The organism is Bacillus sp. USDA818B3_A (assembly GCF_009928415.1).
Taxonomy (GTDB): Bacteria; Bacillota; Bacilli; order Bacillales; family Cytobacillaceae; genus Neobacillus.
In genome coordinates, this window is record NZ_JAABNN010000006.1 from 1 (window position 1) to 15451 (window position 15451).

Genomic DNA, 15451 nt, shown 5'->3' on the forward strand with positions numbered 1-15451 from the left:
AAAGTAAAAGAGATAGCGTAAGCTATCCCTTCGAAATCAGTTTCTTACTCTACTCAAAGATTTTTTATACTCCTTTCAATGGAAATCAACTGAATAAGTTACAGAGCGATTTAATTAAAATGTCCAATGATAACTATTTGCTAGAGTTTTGAAAAAATAAGACAGCTGCCTATGCCAATTTGTTGTTGAAACATATTCTAGACTGAAACCTAAATAAAGGAGAGATGCTCTAAATGATGGGAACAGGTGGATTTCCAGGTACGGGTGGAAGTATGAGTATGGGTGGATTCCCAGGCATGGGTGGAATGGGTAGTTTTGGAGGATTCCCAGGTCACGGCTGGGGCGGTGGGTTTCCTGGCCACGGCTGGCACCACGGCTGGGGCGGTGGATTTCCTGGCCACGGCTGGCATCATGGCTGGGGCGGTGGATTTCCAGGTCACGGCTGGCATCATGGCTGGGGTGGAGGATTCTCAGGTCAAGGCGGCATGAGCGGAATGGGAGGATTCCCAGGTCAAGGCGGCATGAGCGGAATGGGAGGATTCCCGGGTCAAGGCGGTATGAGCGGAATGGGAGGATTCCCGGGCCAAGGCGGCATGAGCGGAATGGGAGGATTCCCAGGCCAAGGTGGCATGAGCGGAATGGGAGGATTCCCGGGCCAAGGCGGTATGAGCGGAATGGGAGGATTCCCAGGTCAGGGCGGTATGAGCGGCACCGGTGGCTTGTAAATTCTCAGCCAAACAATGAAATGGATCTATTAAAACTAAAATACATGAAACCCTTGGCGCATGAACCAAGGGTTTTTTCTATAACTATGGAAAACTAAGGAACTCTTGTGATCCTTTTAATTACTAAATAAAATATGTATGGGATACCAGAACAAATTAATTTCTAAAACTCACTTTAGATCACACGCAAAATAGGGTAGTCGGAGGGGTAATGAAAGAATTGCCTCACGGCAAGCGAAATCCCTTTTGCAATATTTGTAGCCATGGTATAAATGAGATGCAGATTCGTATATAATAAGGAGCTTCCTAAAACAGCATCATTAGTGTGTACCACTCCCATAACACTGCAATCGCCAATTGGAGGAAGATTTTGACCGAGACCTAAACCGGGCTGAAGCGGCCCACGCCGCAAAACGATAGAATTCACAAAATCTACCGAGCCCAATACACTGTCAATCGATATGACAAAACTATGATCAGGTAAAGTCAATCTTGACATTTCCGGTATGATGGTAGTTGCATCCATTGGGAACTCTAGGTTTCCCATTACAGTAAGATGATTGGGAAAGGTGTTATGGAGTAAAGTTCCAACAAACGGTCCCAGGCTGTCACCACTTATCAAATTAGAACCAATCCCGACTACATAAATGTGCTTTGTACCTTCAGGGATTAGTGAAAATAAGGTGTTACGAATAATTAGAGGGGCTAACCGATCATTATATGAGATTACTTTTTCTAAATACTTAATTTCGCCTTTACTATTTTGCTTGACTTTCACCACTGTCACACCTCACCAGGCTGTCTTTACTTTACAATATTCTTCATCAATCCAATAGAATCCTGCCTGGAACATTAAAAACTATCTATAGGAAAATAATGCTATAATCATATATTAGAATGCAAACAAGGGGGAAAACCAATGATCATCCAAAAAGCTTCCTTAAACGAACTTGAACCCTTAACAGAGTTGTTTGATTTATACCGGTTGTTCTACAAGCAGGAATCCGATTTGGAGGGGGCTAGACAATTTTTAAAAGAGAGAATCAGCAATAAGGAATCCGTTGCCTTTATTGCTTTAGATGACAATAAACCATTAGGGTTTGTTCATCTTTATCCTGCATTTTCAAGTGTCAGCATGAAACGTTCATGGATTTTAAATGACCTGTATGTGAAAGAAGAAGCAAGAGGAAGCGGTGTTGGAGAAAATTTGCTAACAACAGCCATTCAATTCGCAAAACAAACAGAAGCAAAGGGGCTATTTTTAGAAACAGCAAATGATAACTACAATGCACAACGGCTCTATGAAAAAATAGGCTTCAAAAAAGAAACAAATTATTTCTATTATTACTCCATATAAATAACATAATTATCCAAAGATCAATCCCTCGAGGAGTTGATCTTTTTTCTGTTTTTCCTGTAATTTTAAAAAAACGAATGAACAAAAAAAAGAAAGTGGGTCTGCCACTTTCAAAAAGAAGGAAAACTTTCATGGGTTAATACAGCATATGTTGGTGCTTGTACGTGCATGTAGTGAACATGTCCATATTTAAAAAGTTATTTTCAAAAATGGGCTTTAACAAATTGTTTGTATAAGCTCAATCGAGTTATTCTTAGGCGAATTGACCAAAGATGAAACCTCGTACGATTCCATTAAATTTTCATCAAAGGGAACCAGCAGTGATTTTAATTTAACCGTATCTGCCATGTTCGGTTTTAGCCAGGCTGGCTCATCTTCTCGTTTTAGAATCACAGGCATCCGGTCATGAATATCTTTCATTAATTCATTTGGTTCTGTGGTAATGACTGAACAAGAATAAAGCATCTTCCCATCCTTGTCGCGATGGGCTTCCCAGAGCCCGGCCATGGCAAATAAGTCATTGGACTTTAGGTGAATGCGCATCGGAGTTTTTGATTGATCACTATGCTTTTTCCATTCATAAAAACTGTCGGCGATCACTAAACAGCGTTTTTTCTTAAAAGCATTGCGGAAACTCGGTTTTTCGGTAATCGTTTCGGCACGGGCATTAATCATTTTATTGCCAATCGATAGGTCACTAGCCCACGGAGGCACAAGGCCCCATTTTAAAAAGCCCATTCGATTAGAGCTTCCATCATTAATCACAGCTAACACGGACTGTGAAGGGGCAATATTAAAGCTTGGAGCATATAATTCTTCGTCCAGGAAGGATTCAATATCGAAACGACTCATGATTTCTTCGACTGTCGCTGTTAATGTGAATCGGCCGCACATTCTATTCACCTCAATGTTTAAGTTACTATGATTGTAGCAAAATGCTTGTACCAAATTCAAAGCTTAATTTGAACGTAAATTTTTCATTCGTTCCAATAATAGTCCATCCGTTTGTTTATTTTCCCCAGTTACAAAGTTAGTCATATAGTAAGTTAGATATTTCCCGTAATGATTATTCGTTTTTAATAGGAGCTCGTCCACGAAGAATACCCCATTCGGAATAGTGTCATTGATTAGAACGGCCAAGGCGGCATATAGGCCGCAAGCAACCTGAAAGTAAGTGGCAATTGTTTTATATCTGGAAAAACTGAAATCATTTGAAACCACGTTATACATAAATCTTTCTTTATCTGAATACACAAGAAGAACACCAACTAGATCCTCCCCGTCTAAGGGGGATTCCTGGGGATCCAGTACTTTTCTCTCAAAGCCCCATATCTTATCCAAATGATCTAAATTATTTCGGATCAAATCGGTGCTGTGGTCATTTACTTTATAGATAAATCCTCCTTCCATATCGAACAGCTTGCCAAGTGTGTAAACTTCTTCTTGCGGCATCAAACAGCCATTAAACTGCTTGTCCCCAAGAGTTACTCTGAAATCCAGGGCATAAACCTGTTCATAAAGAGAGAGGGGGGTTTTATTTTTCATAAACATTGGATAACTATGAATGGCTTCATCCAGAAAGCCTTCAGGTGACCAAGTGGTGTAAACGACCTTTTCTTTCGCTTTTTTTGGATCTTTGTAAAAGGAAGTATCTTCCTCAACAATAAAGCAGGCCAAGGGCAATTCATCCGGATTTGTTTTCATCAATTCGATGGCCATCCATTGGACCACACCTGGGTTCATTCCGGAACAGATAATCGCTTTTAAGTTGGTATAATCTTCTTTATACTTTTCAAAATAACGAAACCGTTCAATCAGTGGGAATCCTTTAAAAGCGTCTCTATGGTCATCAATATAGTGGTTTTCCATAGCCGTATTGACATAATGAACGCCCAGCAGATTACAGCAATCCAGCATTTCGACAGTATCTGACCTCGATACATCGATTACAATCGAAGTCTTAGACTTTATAAGATGGTTTTTGAATCTAATCGTGTCTTTTAAATCAAACTGATGGAATGTTAATTGGTTGAATAGATGGGGGCATATGTTTTGGTAATAGGTAATTGGTTTTTGCTTATAGTCAATTAAGTGGAAGGTACTGTTAGAGATTTTTTGAAAAATGGGATCATGTTGATCCGTTATCGCTTTATTTAAGAGGGAGAGAAAGGATTTAGCTGCTCCGCCGCCACTTCCCAAGATGGTAATTACATTCCCGTCGTTCATTTCATCACCTCCATTTTTAAAATCATAATAGTTTATGAAGAGGAGAGAGGAAAGGCTTGGACAACCGGACTAAAAAAGAGACCCCGAAAGGTCTCTAACCATTTTTATCTTCTTGCAAAATCGACAAAGCGAAACTTATCAGGCCGGTGCCTTGATTCAGTGTACTGGAACAACGTCGCATCATCTAAATAAACATAGTTCTTGATGACAACCACATTATGAAACCCTTCGAGATCGAGCAAAGAACGATCTTCCGAAGTTGGTTCAACAACCACGATTTCTTTTTTGGCAAAGCTGATGTTGAGATTTAATTTGTTTTCAATATACTCATAAATCGAATCCGCACAAATTTCTTCCGTTAAGTTTGGGACAAAGGCGGAACTTAAATAATCTTTATCTAAGATAATTTTTTCTCCGCCCATTTCCCTCGTCCGTACGACCTTCCATACTATGTCTTTACTTCCAAGCTGCAACTGCTGACGGATATAAGCATCTGGCTTGATTAAAGACAGTTCATTGACAATCGTCTTTGGTTTACTGCCCATTTTACCGGCAAGTTCTTTAAAACTTACTAAGCCGCTGACAGGAAAGTCAAACTTACTGATGTCGATGACAATCGAACCTTTTCCTCTAACTTTTTGAATATAGCCGTTTTGTGACAGCAAATTTAAGGCTTTTCTAATTGTCTCCCTCGACGTATCATATTGGTCTTTTAACTCGTTTTCCGAGGGAAGAAGGGTTTGCGGCGGCAATTCGCCATTTTTGATTTGCTCGACTATACAGTTGTAAATGGTTAGGTACTTGTTTGTCATAACGACATCTCCGATCAGTTTTTCAAGTGGTACGCAATGGACTCATATGGCCGTAAAACCATTTCCCTTGCCGGTTGGGCAGGAGAGTCCCCATAGTTAGAGATTAACATCTCACTATGATTGTCATCAAGATGTAAGTGAGAAGGGAGGGATAGTCTCTTTTCTCTGCCGTAAAAATTGTTGATGACTAGTAATTTTTCAGAATCGCTATTTCGAACAAAAGCAAACACTTCAGGGTCTTGATCCAAGATTCGTTCGAAATCACCGTCAGTTAGGACATCATATTCTTTGCGTAATTGAATCAATTTTTGATAGTGATAAAAGACAGAATCGGACTCCTGGACTGCTTTCTCAGCATTGATTTCTTTATAATTCGCAGCTGTATTAATCCATGGAGTACCAGTGGTAAATCCAGCATTCTCACTATCATTCCATTGAACCGGAGTTCTGGAATTGTCTCGTGATTTTTGCTTTAGAATTCCAATGATTTCTTGCTCCCCCATGCCTCGATTTTTCAAAATTTGAAACATATTCAATGACTCGACATCACGATACTCGTCTATTGTGTTGAAATTTGGATTGGTCATGCCAAATTCTTCGCCTTGATAAATATAAGGTGTTCCCTGCATTAAATGAAGCGTGTTAGCAAGCATTTTAGCGGATTCCTTATGATAATGGATGTCATCGCCGAAGCGGGAGACTGCTCTTGGCTGGTCATGGTTACACCAGAAGAGGGCATTCCAGCCGCCGCCTTCATTCATTTCGATTTGCCATTTGGACAGAATATCTTTCAAAGCTTGAAAATCAAAATCCGCTTTCGTCCATTTGTCACCATTTGGATAATCTACTTTCAGGTGATGGAAGCTAAAGGTCATATTTAATTCTTCTTGATCAGGATTTGTATAGCGAATACAATTGTCAATTGAAGTAGAGGACATTTCTCCAACCGTCAGGATATCGTACTTGGAAAACACTTCCTGGTTCATTTCATGTAAAAACTCATGGATTCGTGGACCGTCGGTATAAAATTTACGGCCGTCGCTTCCATCCTGAGGGAAGTGCTGATCTTTGGAAATTAAATTGATGACATCCAGACGGAATCCGTCGACACCTTTCTTTAGCCAGAAGTGCATCATTTCGTATAGGGCAGAACGTAATTTTTCATTTTCCCAATTTAAGTCCGCTTGAGTGACATCGAACAGATGAAGGTAGTACTGGTCAGTTGTTTCATCATACTGCCATGCCGAACCGCCGAATTTTGATTCCCAGTTGGTAGGGGGTTCGCCGTTTTTGCCGTCTTTCCAAATATAGAAGTCTCTGTATGGATTATCTTTAGAAGACTTTGCCTGCTTAAACCATTCGTGTTCTGTCGATGTATGGTTAATCACGATATCCATAATAATCTTGATCCCACGTTTATGCGCCTCTTCAAGCAGCAAATCAAAATCTTCCATCGTGCCGTAATCTTCTTGGATAGAGTAATAATCGCTGATATCATATCCATTATCACGTTGTGGAGATTTATAAATGGGTGTTAACCAAAGGACGTCTACACCAAGTTCTTTTAAATAGTCTAGTTTTTCAATAATTCCTCGGATATCTCCGGTACCATTTCCAGTCGTGTCATTAAAACTCTTTGGATAAATTTGATAAACAACCGCTTTTTTCCACCATTCTGTTGTCATGAAAAAACACCTACCTAAATTTTTTATTCTAATGTGGAAAAGGAGGGAGATGGTCTCCCTCCTAGATGGAGTGCAAATTATTTTTTAAGGTTAAACTTTTTAATACCTGTTTTTGCAAAGATGTTAGTTAATACAAATGGAACCACAATCGCAATCAACATGCAGACTGCAAAAATTGCCATGTATTTTGGCTGAATGGAAAGAATACCAGGAAGACCGCCGACACCAATTGAGTTAGCCATTACGCCGCTGGCAACGGATACAACGCCTGCAATCATAGAACCGATCATTGCAGCTAAGAATGGGAAACCGTATTTTAAGTTAATACCGAACATTGCTGGTTCTGTTACACCTAAGTAACAAGAAATAGCTGCTGGAATCGATACTTGTTTTTCTTCTTCGTTTTTACGATTGATAAAGATCATTGCAAGAACGGCTGAACCTTGAGCAATATTTGAAAGAGCAATCATTGGCCAAAGGTTAGTACCACCAAGCTCACTCATCAATTGAAGGTCAATTGCGTTAGTCATATGGTGTAAACCAGTAATAACAAGTGGAGCATAAGCAAAACCAAAGATAGCCGCAAATAACCAGCCAAAAGCAGATGTTAAGCTAGAGTATACAACATGAGAGATACCTGAACCGATTGACCAGCCAATAGGACCTAATACAGTGTGTGCAATTAATACAGTTGGAACTAAAGCTAAGAATGGTACAACGATCATTGAGATTGAATTTGGAATCACTTTACGTAATCTAGTTTCCAAGAAACCTAACACTAATCCAGCTAAGATAGCAGGGATGACTTGTGCTTGATAACCGATCATTTCAATCTTCGCAAATCCGAAATCCCAGGTTGGAATTTCTTTTGCACCAGCAACAGCATAAGCATTTAATAATTGAGGTGATACTAAGGTAATACCAAGAACGATACCAAGAATTTGGGAAGCACCCATTTTCTTTGCCACTGACCATGTGATACCGACAGGAAGGAAGTGGAAGATCGCTTCACCAATCAGCCATAAGAAGGAGTGAACACCAGCCCAGAATTGAGAAGTTTCAACAATGGTTTTTGTTCCATCTTCCAGCAATTTAATGTCGCCGATTACATTTCGGAAACCAAGGATTAAACCACCAACTACAAGGGCAGGGATTAATGGTGTGAAGATTTCAGCTAAATGGCCCATCATGCGCTGCAGCCAGTTTTGATTTTGCTTTGCTGCTATTTTTGCTTCTTCTTTAGACGTTCCATCTACGCCTGCAATTTTTACGAATTCGTTATAGAAGCTAGGTACTTCGTTACCGATGATTACTTGAAATTGACCGGCTTGGGTAAATGTACCTTTTACAAGTTTAATGGATTCAATTTCTTTTACGTCTGCTTTACTTGGATCATTTAAAACAAAACGCATTCTCGTTACACAGTGGGTTACAGCTGCAATATTTTCTTTACCGCCAATGTGTTTGAGCAGTTCTTTTGAAGGATCTCTATACTTCGTCATTTCTCTTTTCCCCCTAATAAATGGTATAAGACCATTTATCTTTCTATAAGTAGTAACTCGATATACAAGCATTGTGTCCGGTTTCAATTCCCCTTGTTACTTGTATATACAAGTTTTGTTTACGGTTTCATTGTAGCTTGTATATACAAGTATGTCAACAAATAATTTTTAAGTTTTTTTATATAATTTTAAAGAGTTACAAGTCGCTATTATTTTAAGGGATTTTCTTTTTAAACATACATTTGGATAAAAATAATTCATTCAAGGTAAGTATATTCAAATATTTTAATATAATGATTTGGGATTCTTTCCTACTTTACAGTAATAAATTGTTGATTGAAGATTCGGAAAATGGTAGAATGAACTTGTTTAAATTCTTCTGAGTTTAGACCTCCTAATTGTGAGAGCTTAGCCTAGACCACTAAGTTCTCGTGTTTGGCCTTTGAATTTATTTCAAAGGTCCTTTTTTTGTCCTTCCTGGCTTCATTTCATGTTCATTTGATAATATAGATTAAAAACGGAGTTAGTGAGGGAGGTTCCATTGGAATTTATAATTTCACATCAGTGGGATGAGCAGTTATGGAATAAAGTGAGTCCAATATATAAACAGGCGTTTGCTGACAAAGGTGCAAAACCTGATAAAATCATCCGAAATATGTTTCGAAAACAGCTTTGCTTTTTACACGTCTGTCTTATTAATGGGCAAGTGGCTGCCATGGCGATTACTGGCAAGTTGGATGAAGCACGTTCTCTGCTGATTGATTATTTAGCAGTGGAGCAGAGCATGAGGGGACGAGGCTTGGGAAATAAAATGCTTAAGTGGATAGAAGAGTGGGCTATGGCCTCTGAAATCTATAAGCAGTTGATTATTGAGGTGGAAGCAGATGAAACTGCTGAAAATCGGACCCGGATTTCTTTTTGGGAAAGATGCGGATTTACCCTAACTGATTATATTCATCAATATATATGGGTACCGGAACCTTATCGGGCTATGCATAAAAAACTGCAGTCGGAAACTGAATGTACAACGGACGGAAGGGTTCTTTTTCACTATATCGGACATTTTCATAAGCAATCATTTCAACGATGAATGGTTAGTAAGGTGATGAGTTGTTGAGTTTGGCTGGGAAACGACCTTTATCAGGAGAAGAGGGACGATTCTAATGGAGCAATGAAAAAAATAGCTTCATCAGGTTATCAGGGACAGAATCCCATTAATCTAATGGGGAATTTGTCCTTCATCCCAGCTATGAAGTACAAGTACCTATGAATTTTGAGGGAAAACATCCTTCATAACGACTATGAAAGACACGCATGAATGAACATATTAGAAAATGGTCCTTCATCGAGGTTTTGAGGGACAAAAACCTATGGATTATAGTGGAAATTGATCTTTAACAAAAGTCATACATTTAGAGAAGATGCATAAATCAACCAAACCAACCGATCCAAGTCGGTTGGTTTCAATCTTTAATCTCAAGGGTACACTCCATAAGTACATTGTCCACGAATGGTGCCTGTCACCAATTTATATATTTTGATTATGAAAATGGTGTTAATTGAGGATATGTAAGCCAGGTTAGGATTCTTGTAGATGGGAGGGGAGCAGGTGAATAATTATTTAAAGAAAGCTCCATATTTATTATTTTTATTGGTGATTCCCTTTTTGGCGGTTATTTATCATTTATTAAATAACCATCCCACTAAAGCAATGGATATTTCCACCGGGTTTGATCAGTCCATACCGTTTTTACCCGTTTTTATCATTCCTTATATCCTTTGGTATGGTTATATTTTTTGTTATTTAATTTACTTTTGTTTTAAAGACACGGTTGTTTATCTTAAAACGCTGATGTTAATTGTGGTGGCTGAGATCATTTGTTTTGTGATTTACTTTTACTTTCAAACCACTGTCCCAAGGCCTGCACTTACAGGTGACAGTCTTTTAATCGATCTTGTTAAATGGATCTACACAAAGGACAGGCCTTATAATTGCTTCCCGAGTATACATGTCCTAACAACATTTACGGTCATGCTGGCATCATTACACATCCAAAAGAAACATCTGATAAACACTGTGTGCATTCATATCTCTGGGACTTTAATAATTATCTCAACTTTGTTTGTCAAACAGCATGTCATTTTTGATATGATTGGTTCCATGTTCCTTGTAACATTTCTTTACGGATTTACCTTCGAACTTCTTTCATTCCGATTAAATGAAAGGTCTGAAAACCTTTATCAAAAATCCAATCATCCATAACTCTCTCAGAACAAAAGAGGATGACTCAAAAGGTCGTTGAATCACGACTTTTTTGAGTCATCCTTTATTGTACAAAGTGCTACATTAATATTTCCGCTCTGTTGATTGGAGTGGAAGGCGCGCAGACTCCTGCGGGAGTACGGGGCAGGGGAGACCCCGCAGGAGCGTATGCGACGAGGAGGCTCCGCGGCACGCCCGCGAACCGCTCGCGCCTGGAACGGAAATCAACAGACAAGGTTCAGAGCAAAAAAAAGGAAGTGCCCTAAAAGATATACTTTTGGGACACCCTCTTTTTAATGCTTTCATCTTTTTACTTCGAAGTAAAAGCTTGTTTAAAAATTGCTCAAAAAAACTTTTTTATGTCAAATGCATCGTTTTAATATGCTGGAAATTGATATAAATAGGGTCTTCTTTGGCACTAATCAATTCAACAAAATTATTTTTAATCGATTGGATCTTGCCGATCACATTTTCGTTTTCAGCGATATTAAACACAATCAATTCACCGACTAATTTTTCAATTTGAACCTCAAAGGACCGAGCAAACGTGAGATTGCTGGGACTTACAGGCAGACTTGCATTACTTAATCCGTAAGGCCGTTGATTGTTGGTATATGGGATTAACCATTTTAGATGGTTTAAAGAGATAAACATGGTTTTATAAATGGGGGAATAAAAGACAAAGTAATTATTCATAATGCTTATAATATAGCCATGTAAAGCTTGATTACTTGTTACATATATTTCTGTAAAAATCCCTTTGGCTGCTGTTAGAGTTTTTCGCAAGGAAATCTCTTCATTATGATTATAGATAGGGGTTGGTTCATCATTAAAAGTGATTTCATCAATTTCGTATTGTTTCAAAAACTGCCAGTTCTGAATATGAATAGTAGGGATATAAAGGTAGTCGGTTCCGTTAAAAATTACCCATAAGTCACTTCCGACATCCACTAAAAGACCAAATATAAATTTCTTTCCTGAAATTTCGAGTTTAATATACTTTCCGATATTTTCTTTCATTTTCAAGGACTTACTCACATCCTTTCCCAGGTTTTTCATATCCCAAATGAGAGGGCTGATTGTGTTCATTCATGATGAAACCAATTCGATCCGCCCAGCTCATATTTAATGGGGTATGTGCTGCCGCCCAAAAGCTTGTCTATTAGGATAATTCATCTTCATCATTCGTTTCTAATATAGATTAGAATCTAAATGTTCGTTTATTACTTCTAGGCCACCCTGCAAATGGAAAGTTTCTTTCTTGATTACGGGGTACTGGTTCACCGGTAAATCGAGCGGTTCTTGTTTCCTTATCTTTTTGCTTCCACACCTTTTGGGTATCATTATCAAATTTCTCATTGGTGGCTGTTTCCTTATTTTTAGTTACTGTGGCTTTTGTAAGGACTATATTTGATGTGGTGGTATTTTCTTGAGGTTTTTCCTGTTTCTTTTCTTTTTTAGAAGTAGGATTTGTAGTTGTTTGCTTAGTATCTTTATTGGTCTTACTTTCTTTGCTTGATTTACTTTCTTTATTGGACTTAACTTCATTCGTTTTACTTTCTTTATTGGATTTTACTTCATTTGTTTTACTTTCTTCACTTTTCTTCTCTTTCTGACTCGTTTCATTTACGGTTCTTTTCGTCTCTTTTTTAGACATTTGCGGGGATTCAGACTCTTCCATTTTCTTATGATCCATTTCATTAATTGTTTGTTTGATCTCTTTTTTCGTCATTTGCGGGGATTCTGTTTCATTTTTCAACTTCTTATCCTTAGATAAGTCTACTTCCTTACTTTCTTGTTTACTTGATTCAACTTTGATTGGCTGGGACCATATCATTGGAGTACTTTTCTCTGAGACTTCGATGATTCCAAGGTCTTGTTCCTTATCACACGTATCGCAGTTTGATTGGAATTTAATCGTCTTTTCACCAGTATAGGTCTCTGCGGTATATTCTTTCGGTTCTTGACAAGGAATATCGTCTGTATCTTTGCATTTTACATTTTCTTTCTCTTTATTTTTGTCTCTAACCTTTTCTTTGTCCTTCTCTTTATTTTTGTTTTTCTCCTTGTCATTTTCTTTAGCTATATTCTTATCTTTGTTCTTATCTTTGTCGTTGTCACTGGCTTTATCTTTGTTCTTTTCTTTGCCGTTGTCACTGTCATTATCTTTGTCATTGTCTTTTGAGTCGTTGTTCTGATTTTTCGTCTCGTTTTTACTATCTGACTTTTGTTGTTCTTTTTTCTTTGGTTTCTCTTTAATAAAACCTTTTAAGATATTAGAAATATGAGTTACTTTGATTAAAATTCGTTCCTCACCATTAATTAACGTAACAAAGTCCTCATCAATTTCACTTAGTACACCGTAAAATCGTTGCTTATTAATACTCAAGATCGTTACCCAAGAATAATGGAAGGAGTGTAAGAGTTCCATTAGGCTTTGAGTTCTTTGGAATTCAACTGTTGCTCCCTCTGGCTGGAACTGCTTTGTGTTCTTCGTAATTGCTTGGATCTTATCAATGTTATAATAAAAAATGTATTTATTTTCTGTCTCTAAAACAACATGGTCTGTTTCCACACCAATCAGTTTGCCTTTAAAAATTTCTTCACCCACATAAAGATTTACATGAAAGCCAACAAGTAAATCTAGTGCAGCTGAAAATTTTTCTAAACCCATGTGTTATCCTCCTTAAGAGATAATTGTCGCTTCTCTGATTGGAGAAGCGACGTAATGGTTACTCGTTATCTTCGTTATCGTCATCTTGTTGATCGTTATCATAATCCTCGTTATTATTTGAATGGTAATTTGAATAAGAACTATAGCTGCTGCTGGATTTATCATCGTCATCTTTCTTTGTTCTTTCCACCATTAAGCCATAGCTAATGTTTCGAATATGCTTCATGGAAAAACGGACCACTTCATCTTTTACAATGAGGGAAGCATAGTGCTTATTAGAGTCACTAAGTACACCTTCTAAGGACTCTGGACCACCATCACGGTTAATTTTTACCCATTGAAATCTGATACTTTCTAAAAGTTTATGAAAGTTTTCAGCTGACTTGTAATCTAATTTTTCTGGGATTTTTAATCCTAGTTTCATGGCATCTTTGGAACTTTCTGTGATACTTCTAACATGGTTTGTTTTATAATAAACCACGCCGTCACTTTCTGTTAAGAGGACAAAGTAGTCTTCAAATACTGCGAGTAATTTCCCAATTCTTGATTCCGGACCGCCACGATCTACCCTAATTGTTTTACCCACATGCATGTTCATTAGTTCTCTATCCATAAAAGTTTTTTCCTCCTTTAATTAAATAAACATTTACACTGCATCTATATGTATCTTGGGATGATGTTGTACTAATAAAGAGGCCCTTTTTCATACTTTTTACAAAAAATAGGCAAAAAAAAGTATATGATATCTAACCATATACTTTGTCATCCTGAAGTTTTATGAGGTTATCTTTTAAGTATTGATTCCGCTTTTGAATAAACTGAAAGAAAACATCCTTTTCAGCATCAAGCACATCACTGGTTCTATTTAAAAAAGGGTCTAAATGGATAAATGGCTTCAATTCTTCGAGCAGACCAGTCACGTTTCCAGCTTGCGTTTCAACAGTAAAAACCTTATCTAAGATAGATGATAAAATATTGGCATATGTCTTTTTATAATTAGGAAAGTGAAGCAGTCTACCGGTTAGGGTGTTATACCCAGTAATTGGAACGAAGTCGTGTTCAAGCAATTTGCCATGCAGGTCTCTTCCCCAGGTCCCATCGTAGTCCCATGGTGTGATTTCAAATCGATTTGTTTTTCCATTTTTGTAGAGGGCATAATTATGGATAAACCCATCAAAATTTTGTGTACAAACTACACCTGCAAGCCAAGTTAAGTATTGTTCCACATTAAGGACCTTTTCAATTTGTTCTTCAAATTCCTCATTTTTAAGCGTGTTCGTCATGATAATTAGTTCCTCTAAGGGCTGCAGGTCATCTTCATCTCCATATTTTAATGTGTATCCTTCTAAAAGGTCCGTTTTTAATTTCTTTTTTGGAGATAGGAGGGAGAAGTTAGCATAGTAGTTGGTTGCATATATAATTGGACCATCCGGTAAATTCCGTTTTTGTAAAAGATGTTGATCGAAGGATTCAAGTTCAAGATAAATTCCTTTACAAAAACCATTTATATAGAGGAGTACATGTTCGGAATGAGGCGCAATAACACCAATTTGATCAAAGAAATCGAGGGAGAGTTTATTCCGGCTTAGGGATACATCATTATATTCAGCATTTAAATGGATTTCATGCGCACCATTTACTGAAGACGGTTTTTTAAAAATAATATGATAAGATTTCTTTTTTTTCTTTCTTATGACGTTTCCGCGATAGGCTAAGCCTATAGAATATTGATTGTTTCCTATTTTTAAGACTGCAGGAACATGTTCATCCATCCAAATATCTTTATTGAGCTGGTTCAGCATCTTAGGATTGATAATAATTTCATATTTTTGCAATTGAAAAACCCCTATATCTATACATTTTTTAGAATACTATGCTCTTACAGTGTCATTGGTGCAGTCAAAGAGTAGTAGGTTTTTAAAAAAAATAGCCATTTGTCTATTACACTCTTGAGCTTTCCGCCATAGATTAACAATGAGTATAAATACATCGGAAAGTGGTGGATGGTTTACATGAAATTGGTAATGGAAGAATTATTTACTCAAGCCCAGGAGAATGGCGTAATAGAATTTTTAATCAATAACCCAGTTGAATTTATGAAAGGACCAAAAGGACCAGGTCCTAAAGGTCCTAAGGGTACCAAAGGATCAAAAGGATCAAAAGGCAGCGGCGGTTCTAAGGGATCAAAAGGCAGCGGCGGTTCTAAG

At 37.7% G+C, this 15451-nt stretch carries 15 protein-coding genes; 5 read left to right on the forward strand and 10 right to left on the reverse strand.

Going from position 1 to position 15451, the window contains the following annotated elements; translation table 11 throughout:
* The first annotated feature begins 233 nt into the window (after positions 1–233).
* Entirely contained in the window at positions 234–725 is a 492-nt protein-coding gene (locus GXK58_RS12625; RefSeq protein ID WP_160723363.1) for a hypothetical protein, read from the forward strand.
* 175 nt (positions 726–900) lie between these two features.
* Here the strand turns inward: GXK58_RS12625 and yyaC are convergent, their stop codons facing one another.
* Positions 901–1503 (reverse strand): spore protease YyaC, encoded by a 603-nt coding sequence (gene yyaC, locus GXK58_RS12630; protein ID WP_237389652.1) that lies wholly within the window; start codon positions 1501–1503, stop codon positions 901–903.
* A gap of 141 nt (positions 1504–1644) precedes the next feature.
* On the opposite strand from yyaC, the gene GXK58_RS12635 reads away from it, so the two are divergent.
* Complete coding sequence (locus GXK58_RS12635; protein ID WP_160723365.1) at positions 1645–2082, forward strand: GNAT family N-acetyltransferase; 438 nt, start codon at positions 1645–1647, stop codon at positions 2080–2082.
* Positions 2083–2298: 216 nt separating this feature from the next.
* Here the strand turns inward: GXK58_RS12635 and GXK58_RS12640 are convergent, their stop codons facing one another.
* The 5 genes from GXK58_RS12640 to treP all read right to left on the reverse strand — a co-directional run bounded on the left by GXK58_RS12640 (position 2299) and on the right by treP (position 8307).
* Positions 2299–2976: an SOS response-associated peptidase gene (locus GXK58_RS12640; RefSeq protein ID WP_160723367.1), complete on the reverse strand. Its 678-nt coding sequence runs from the start codon at positions 2974–2976 to the stop codon at positions 2299–2301.
* A 63-nt stretch (positions 2977–3039) separates the two neighbouring features.
* The gene (locus tag GXK58_RS12645; protein WP_160723369.1) at positions 3040–4308 is read right to left on the reverse strand and encodes an S-adenosylmethionine decarboxylase related protein; all 1269 of its coding nucleotides are present in this window, start codon (positions 4306–4308) and stop codon (positions 3040–3042) included.
* A 104-nt stretch (positions 4309–4412) separates the two neighbouring features.
* On the reverse strand, positions 4413–5120 hold the full coding sequence (gene treR / locus GXK58_RS12650) for a trehalose operon repressor (protein ID WP_160723371.1): 708 nt from the start codon (positions 5118–5120) through the stop codon (positions 4413–4415).
* A gap of 14 nt (positions 5121–5134) precedes the next feature.
* The gene (gene treC, locus GXK58_RS12655) at positions 5135–6805 is read right to left on the reverse strand and encodes an alpha,alpha-phosphotrehalase (protein ID WP_160723373.1); all 1671 of its coding nucleotides are present in this window, start codon (positions 6803–6805) and stop codon (positions 5135–5137) included.
* 77 nt (positions 6806–6882) lie between these two features.
* A complete protein-coding gene (gene treP, locus GXK58_RS12660) occupies positions 6883–8307 on the reverse strand; it encodes a PTS system trehalose-specific EIIBC component (RefSeq protein WP_160723375.1) in 1425 nt (474 codons plus the stop codon).
* A gap of 541 nt (positions 8308–8848) precedes the next feature.
* Here treP and GXK58_RS12665 point away from each other — a divergent pair.
* Together GXK58_RS12665 and GXK58_RS12670 are read left to right on the forward strand one after the other, a co-directional pair.
* The gene (locus GXK58_RS12665; protein ID WP_160723377.1) at positions 8849–9397 is read left to right on the forward strand and encodes a GNAT family N-acetyltransferase; all 549 of its coding nucleotides are present in this window, start codon (positions 8849–8851) and stop codon (positions 9395–9397) included.
* A gap of 519 nt (positions 9398–9916) precedes the next feature.
* The gene (locus GXK58_RS12670; protein ID WP_160723379.1) at positions 9917–10570 is read left to right on the forward strand and encodes a phosphatase PAP2 family protein; all 654 of its coding nucleotides are present in this window, start codon (positions 9917–9919) and stop codon (positions 10568–10570) included.
* 357 nt (positions 10571–10927) lie between these two features.
* On the opposite strand, the gene GXK58_RS12675 is transcribed toward GXK58_RS12670, so the two are convergent.
* The 4 genes from GXK58_RS12675 to GXK58_RS12690 form a co-directional block, all read right to left on the reverse strand.
* Positions 10928–11590, reverse strand: a complete 663-nt coding sequence (locus GXK58_RS12675) for a DUF2642 domain-containing protein (protein ID WP_160723738.1) — start codon at positions 11588–11590, stop codon at positions 10928–10930.
* 181 nt (positions 11591–11771) lie between these two features.
* The gene (locus GXK58_RS12680) at positions 11772–13244 is read right to left on the reverse strand and encodes a hypothetical protein (RefSeq protein WP_160723381.1); all 1473 of its coding nucleotides are present in this window, start codon (positions 13242–13244) and stop codon (positions 11772–11774) included.
* Between the two features lie 58 nt (positions 13245–13302).
* Entirely contained in the window at positions 13303–13857 is a 555-nt protein-coding gene (locus tag GXK58_RS12685; protein ID WP_160723383.1) for a hypothetical protein, read from the reverse strand.
* 133 nt (positions 13858–13990) lie between these two features.
* Positions 13991–15079: a CotH kinase family protein gene (locus GXK58_RS12690; protein WP_160723385.1), complete on the reverse strand. Its 1089-nt coding sequence runs from the start codon at positions 15077–15079 to the stop codon at positions 13991–13993.
* Between the two features lie 177 nt (positions 15080–15256).
* Here GXK58_RS12690 and GXK58_RS12695 point away from each other — a divergent pair.
* Positions 15257–15451 (forward strand): hypothetical protein (locus GXK58_RS12695; RefSeq protein ID WP_202171352.1); only part of this gene is annotated, 195 nt, incomplete at its 3' end.

Excerpts from the sequence above, each read along its gene's own strand:
- GXK58_RS12625 (WP_160723363.1), top strand. The coding sequence starts at position 234 with ATGATGGGAACAGGTGGATTTCCAGGTACGGGTGGAAGTATGAGTATG.
- GXK58_RS12635 (WP_160723365.1), top strand. The coding sequence starts at position 1,645 with ATGATCATCCAAAAAGCTTCCTTAAACGAACTTGAACCCTTAACAGAG.
- GXK58_RS12640 (WP_160723367.1), bottom strand. The coding sequence starts at position 2,976 with ATGTGCGGCCGATTCACATTAACAGCGACAGTCGAAGAAATCATGAGT.
- GXK58_RS12645 (WP_160723369.1), bottom strand. The coding sequence starts at position 4,308 with ATGAACGACGGGAATGTAATTACCATCTTGGGAAGTGGCGGCGGAGCA.
- treR (WP_160723371.1), bottom strand. The coding sequence starts at position 5,120 with ATGACAAACAAGTACCTAACCATTTACAACTGTATAGTCGAGCAAATC.
- treC (WP_160723373.1), bottom strand. The coding sequence starts at position 6,805 with ATGACAACAGAATGGTGGAAAAAAGCGGTTGTTTATCAAATTTATCCA.
- treP (WP_160723375.1), bottom strand. The coding sequence starts at position 8,307 with ATGACGAAGTATAGAGATCCTTCAAAAGAACTGCTCAAACACATTGGC.
- GXK58_RS12675 (WP_160723738.1), bottom strand. The coding sequence starts at position 11,590 with ATGAAAGAAAATATCGGAAAGTATATTAAACTCGAAATTTCAGGAAAG.
- GXK58_RS12680 (WP_160723381.1), bottom strand. The coding sequence starts at position 13,244 with ATGGGTTTAGAAAAATTTTCAGCTGCACTAGATTTACTTGTTGGCTTT.
- GXK58_RS12685 (WP_160723383.1), bottom strand. The coding sequence starts at position 13,857 with ATGGATAGAGAACTAATGAACATGCATGTGGGTAAAACAATTAGGGTA.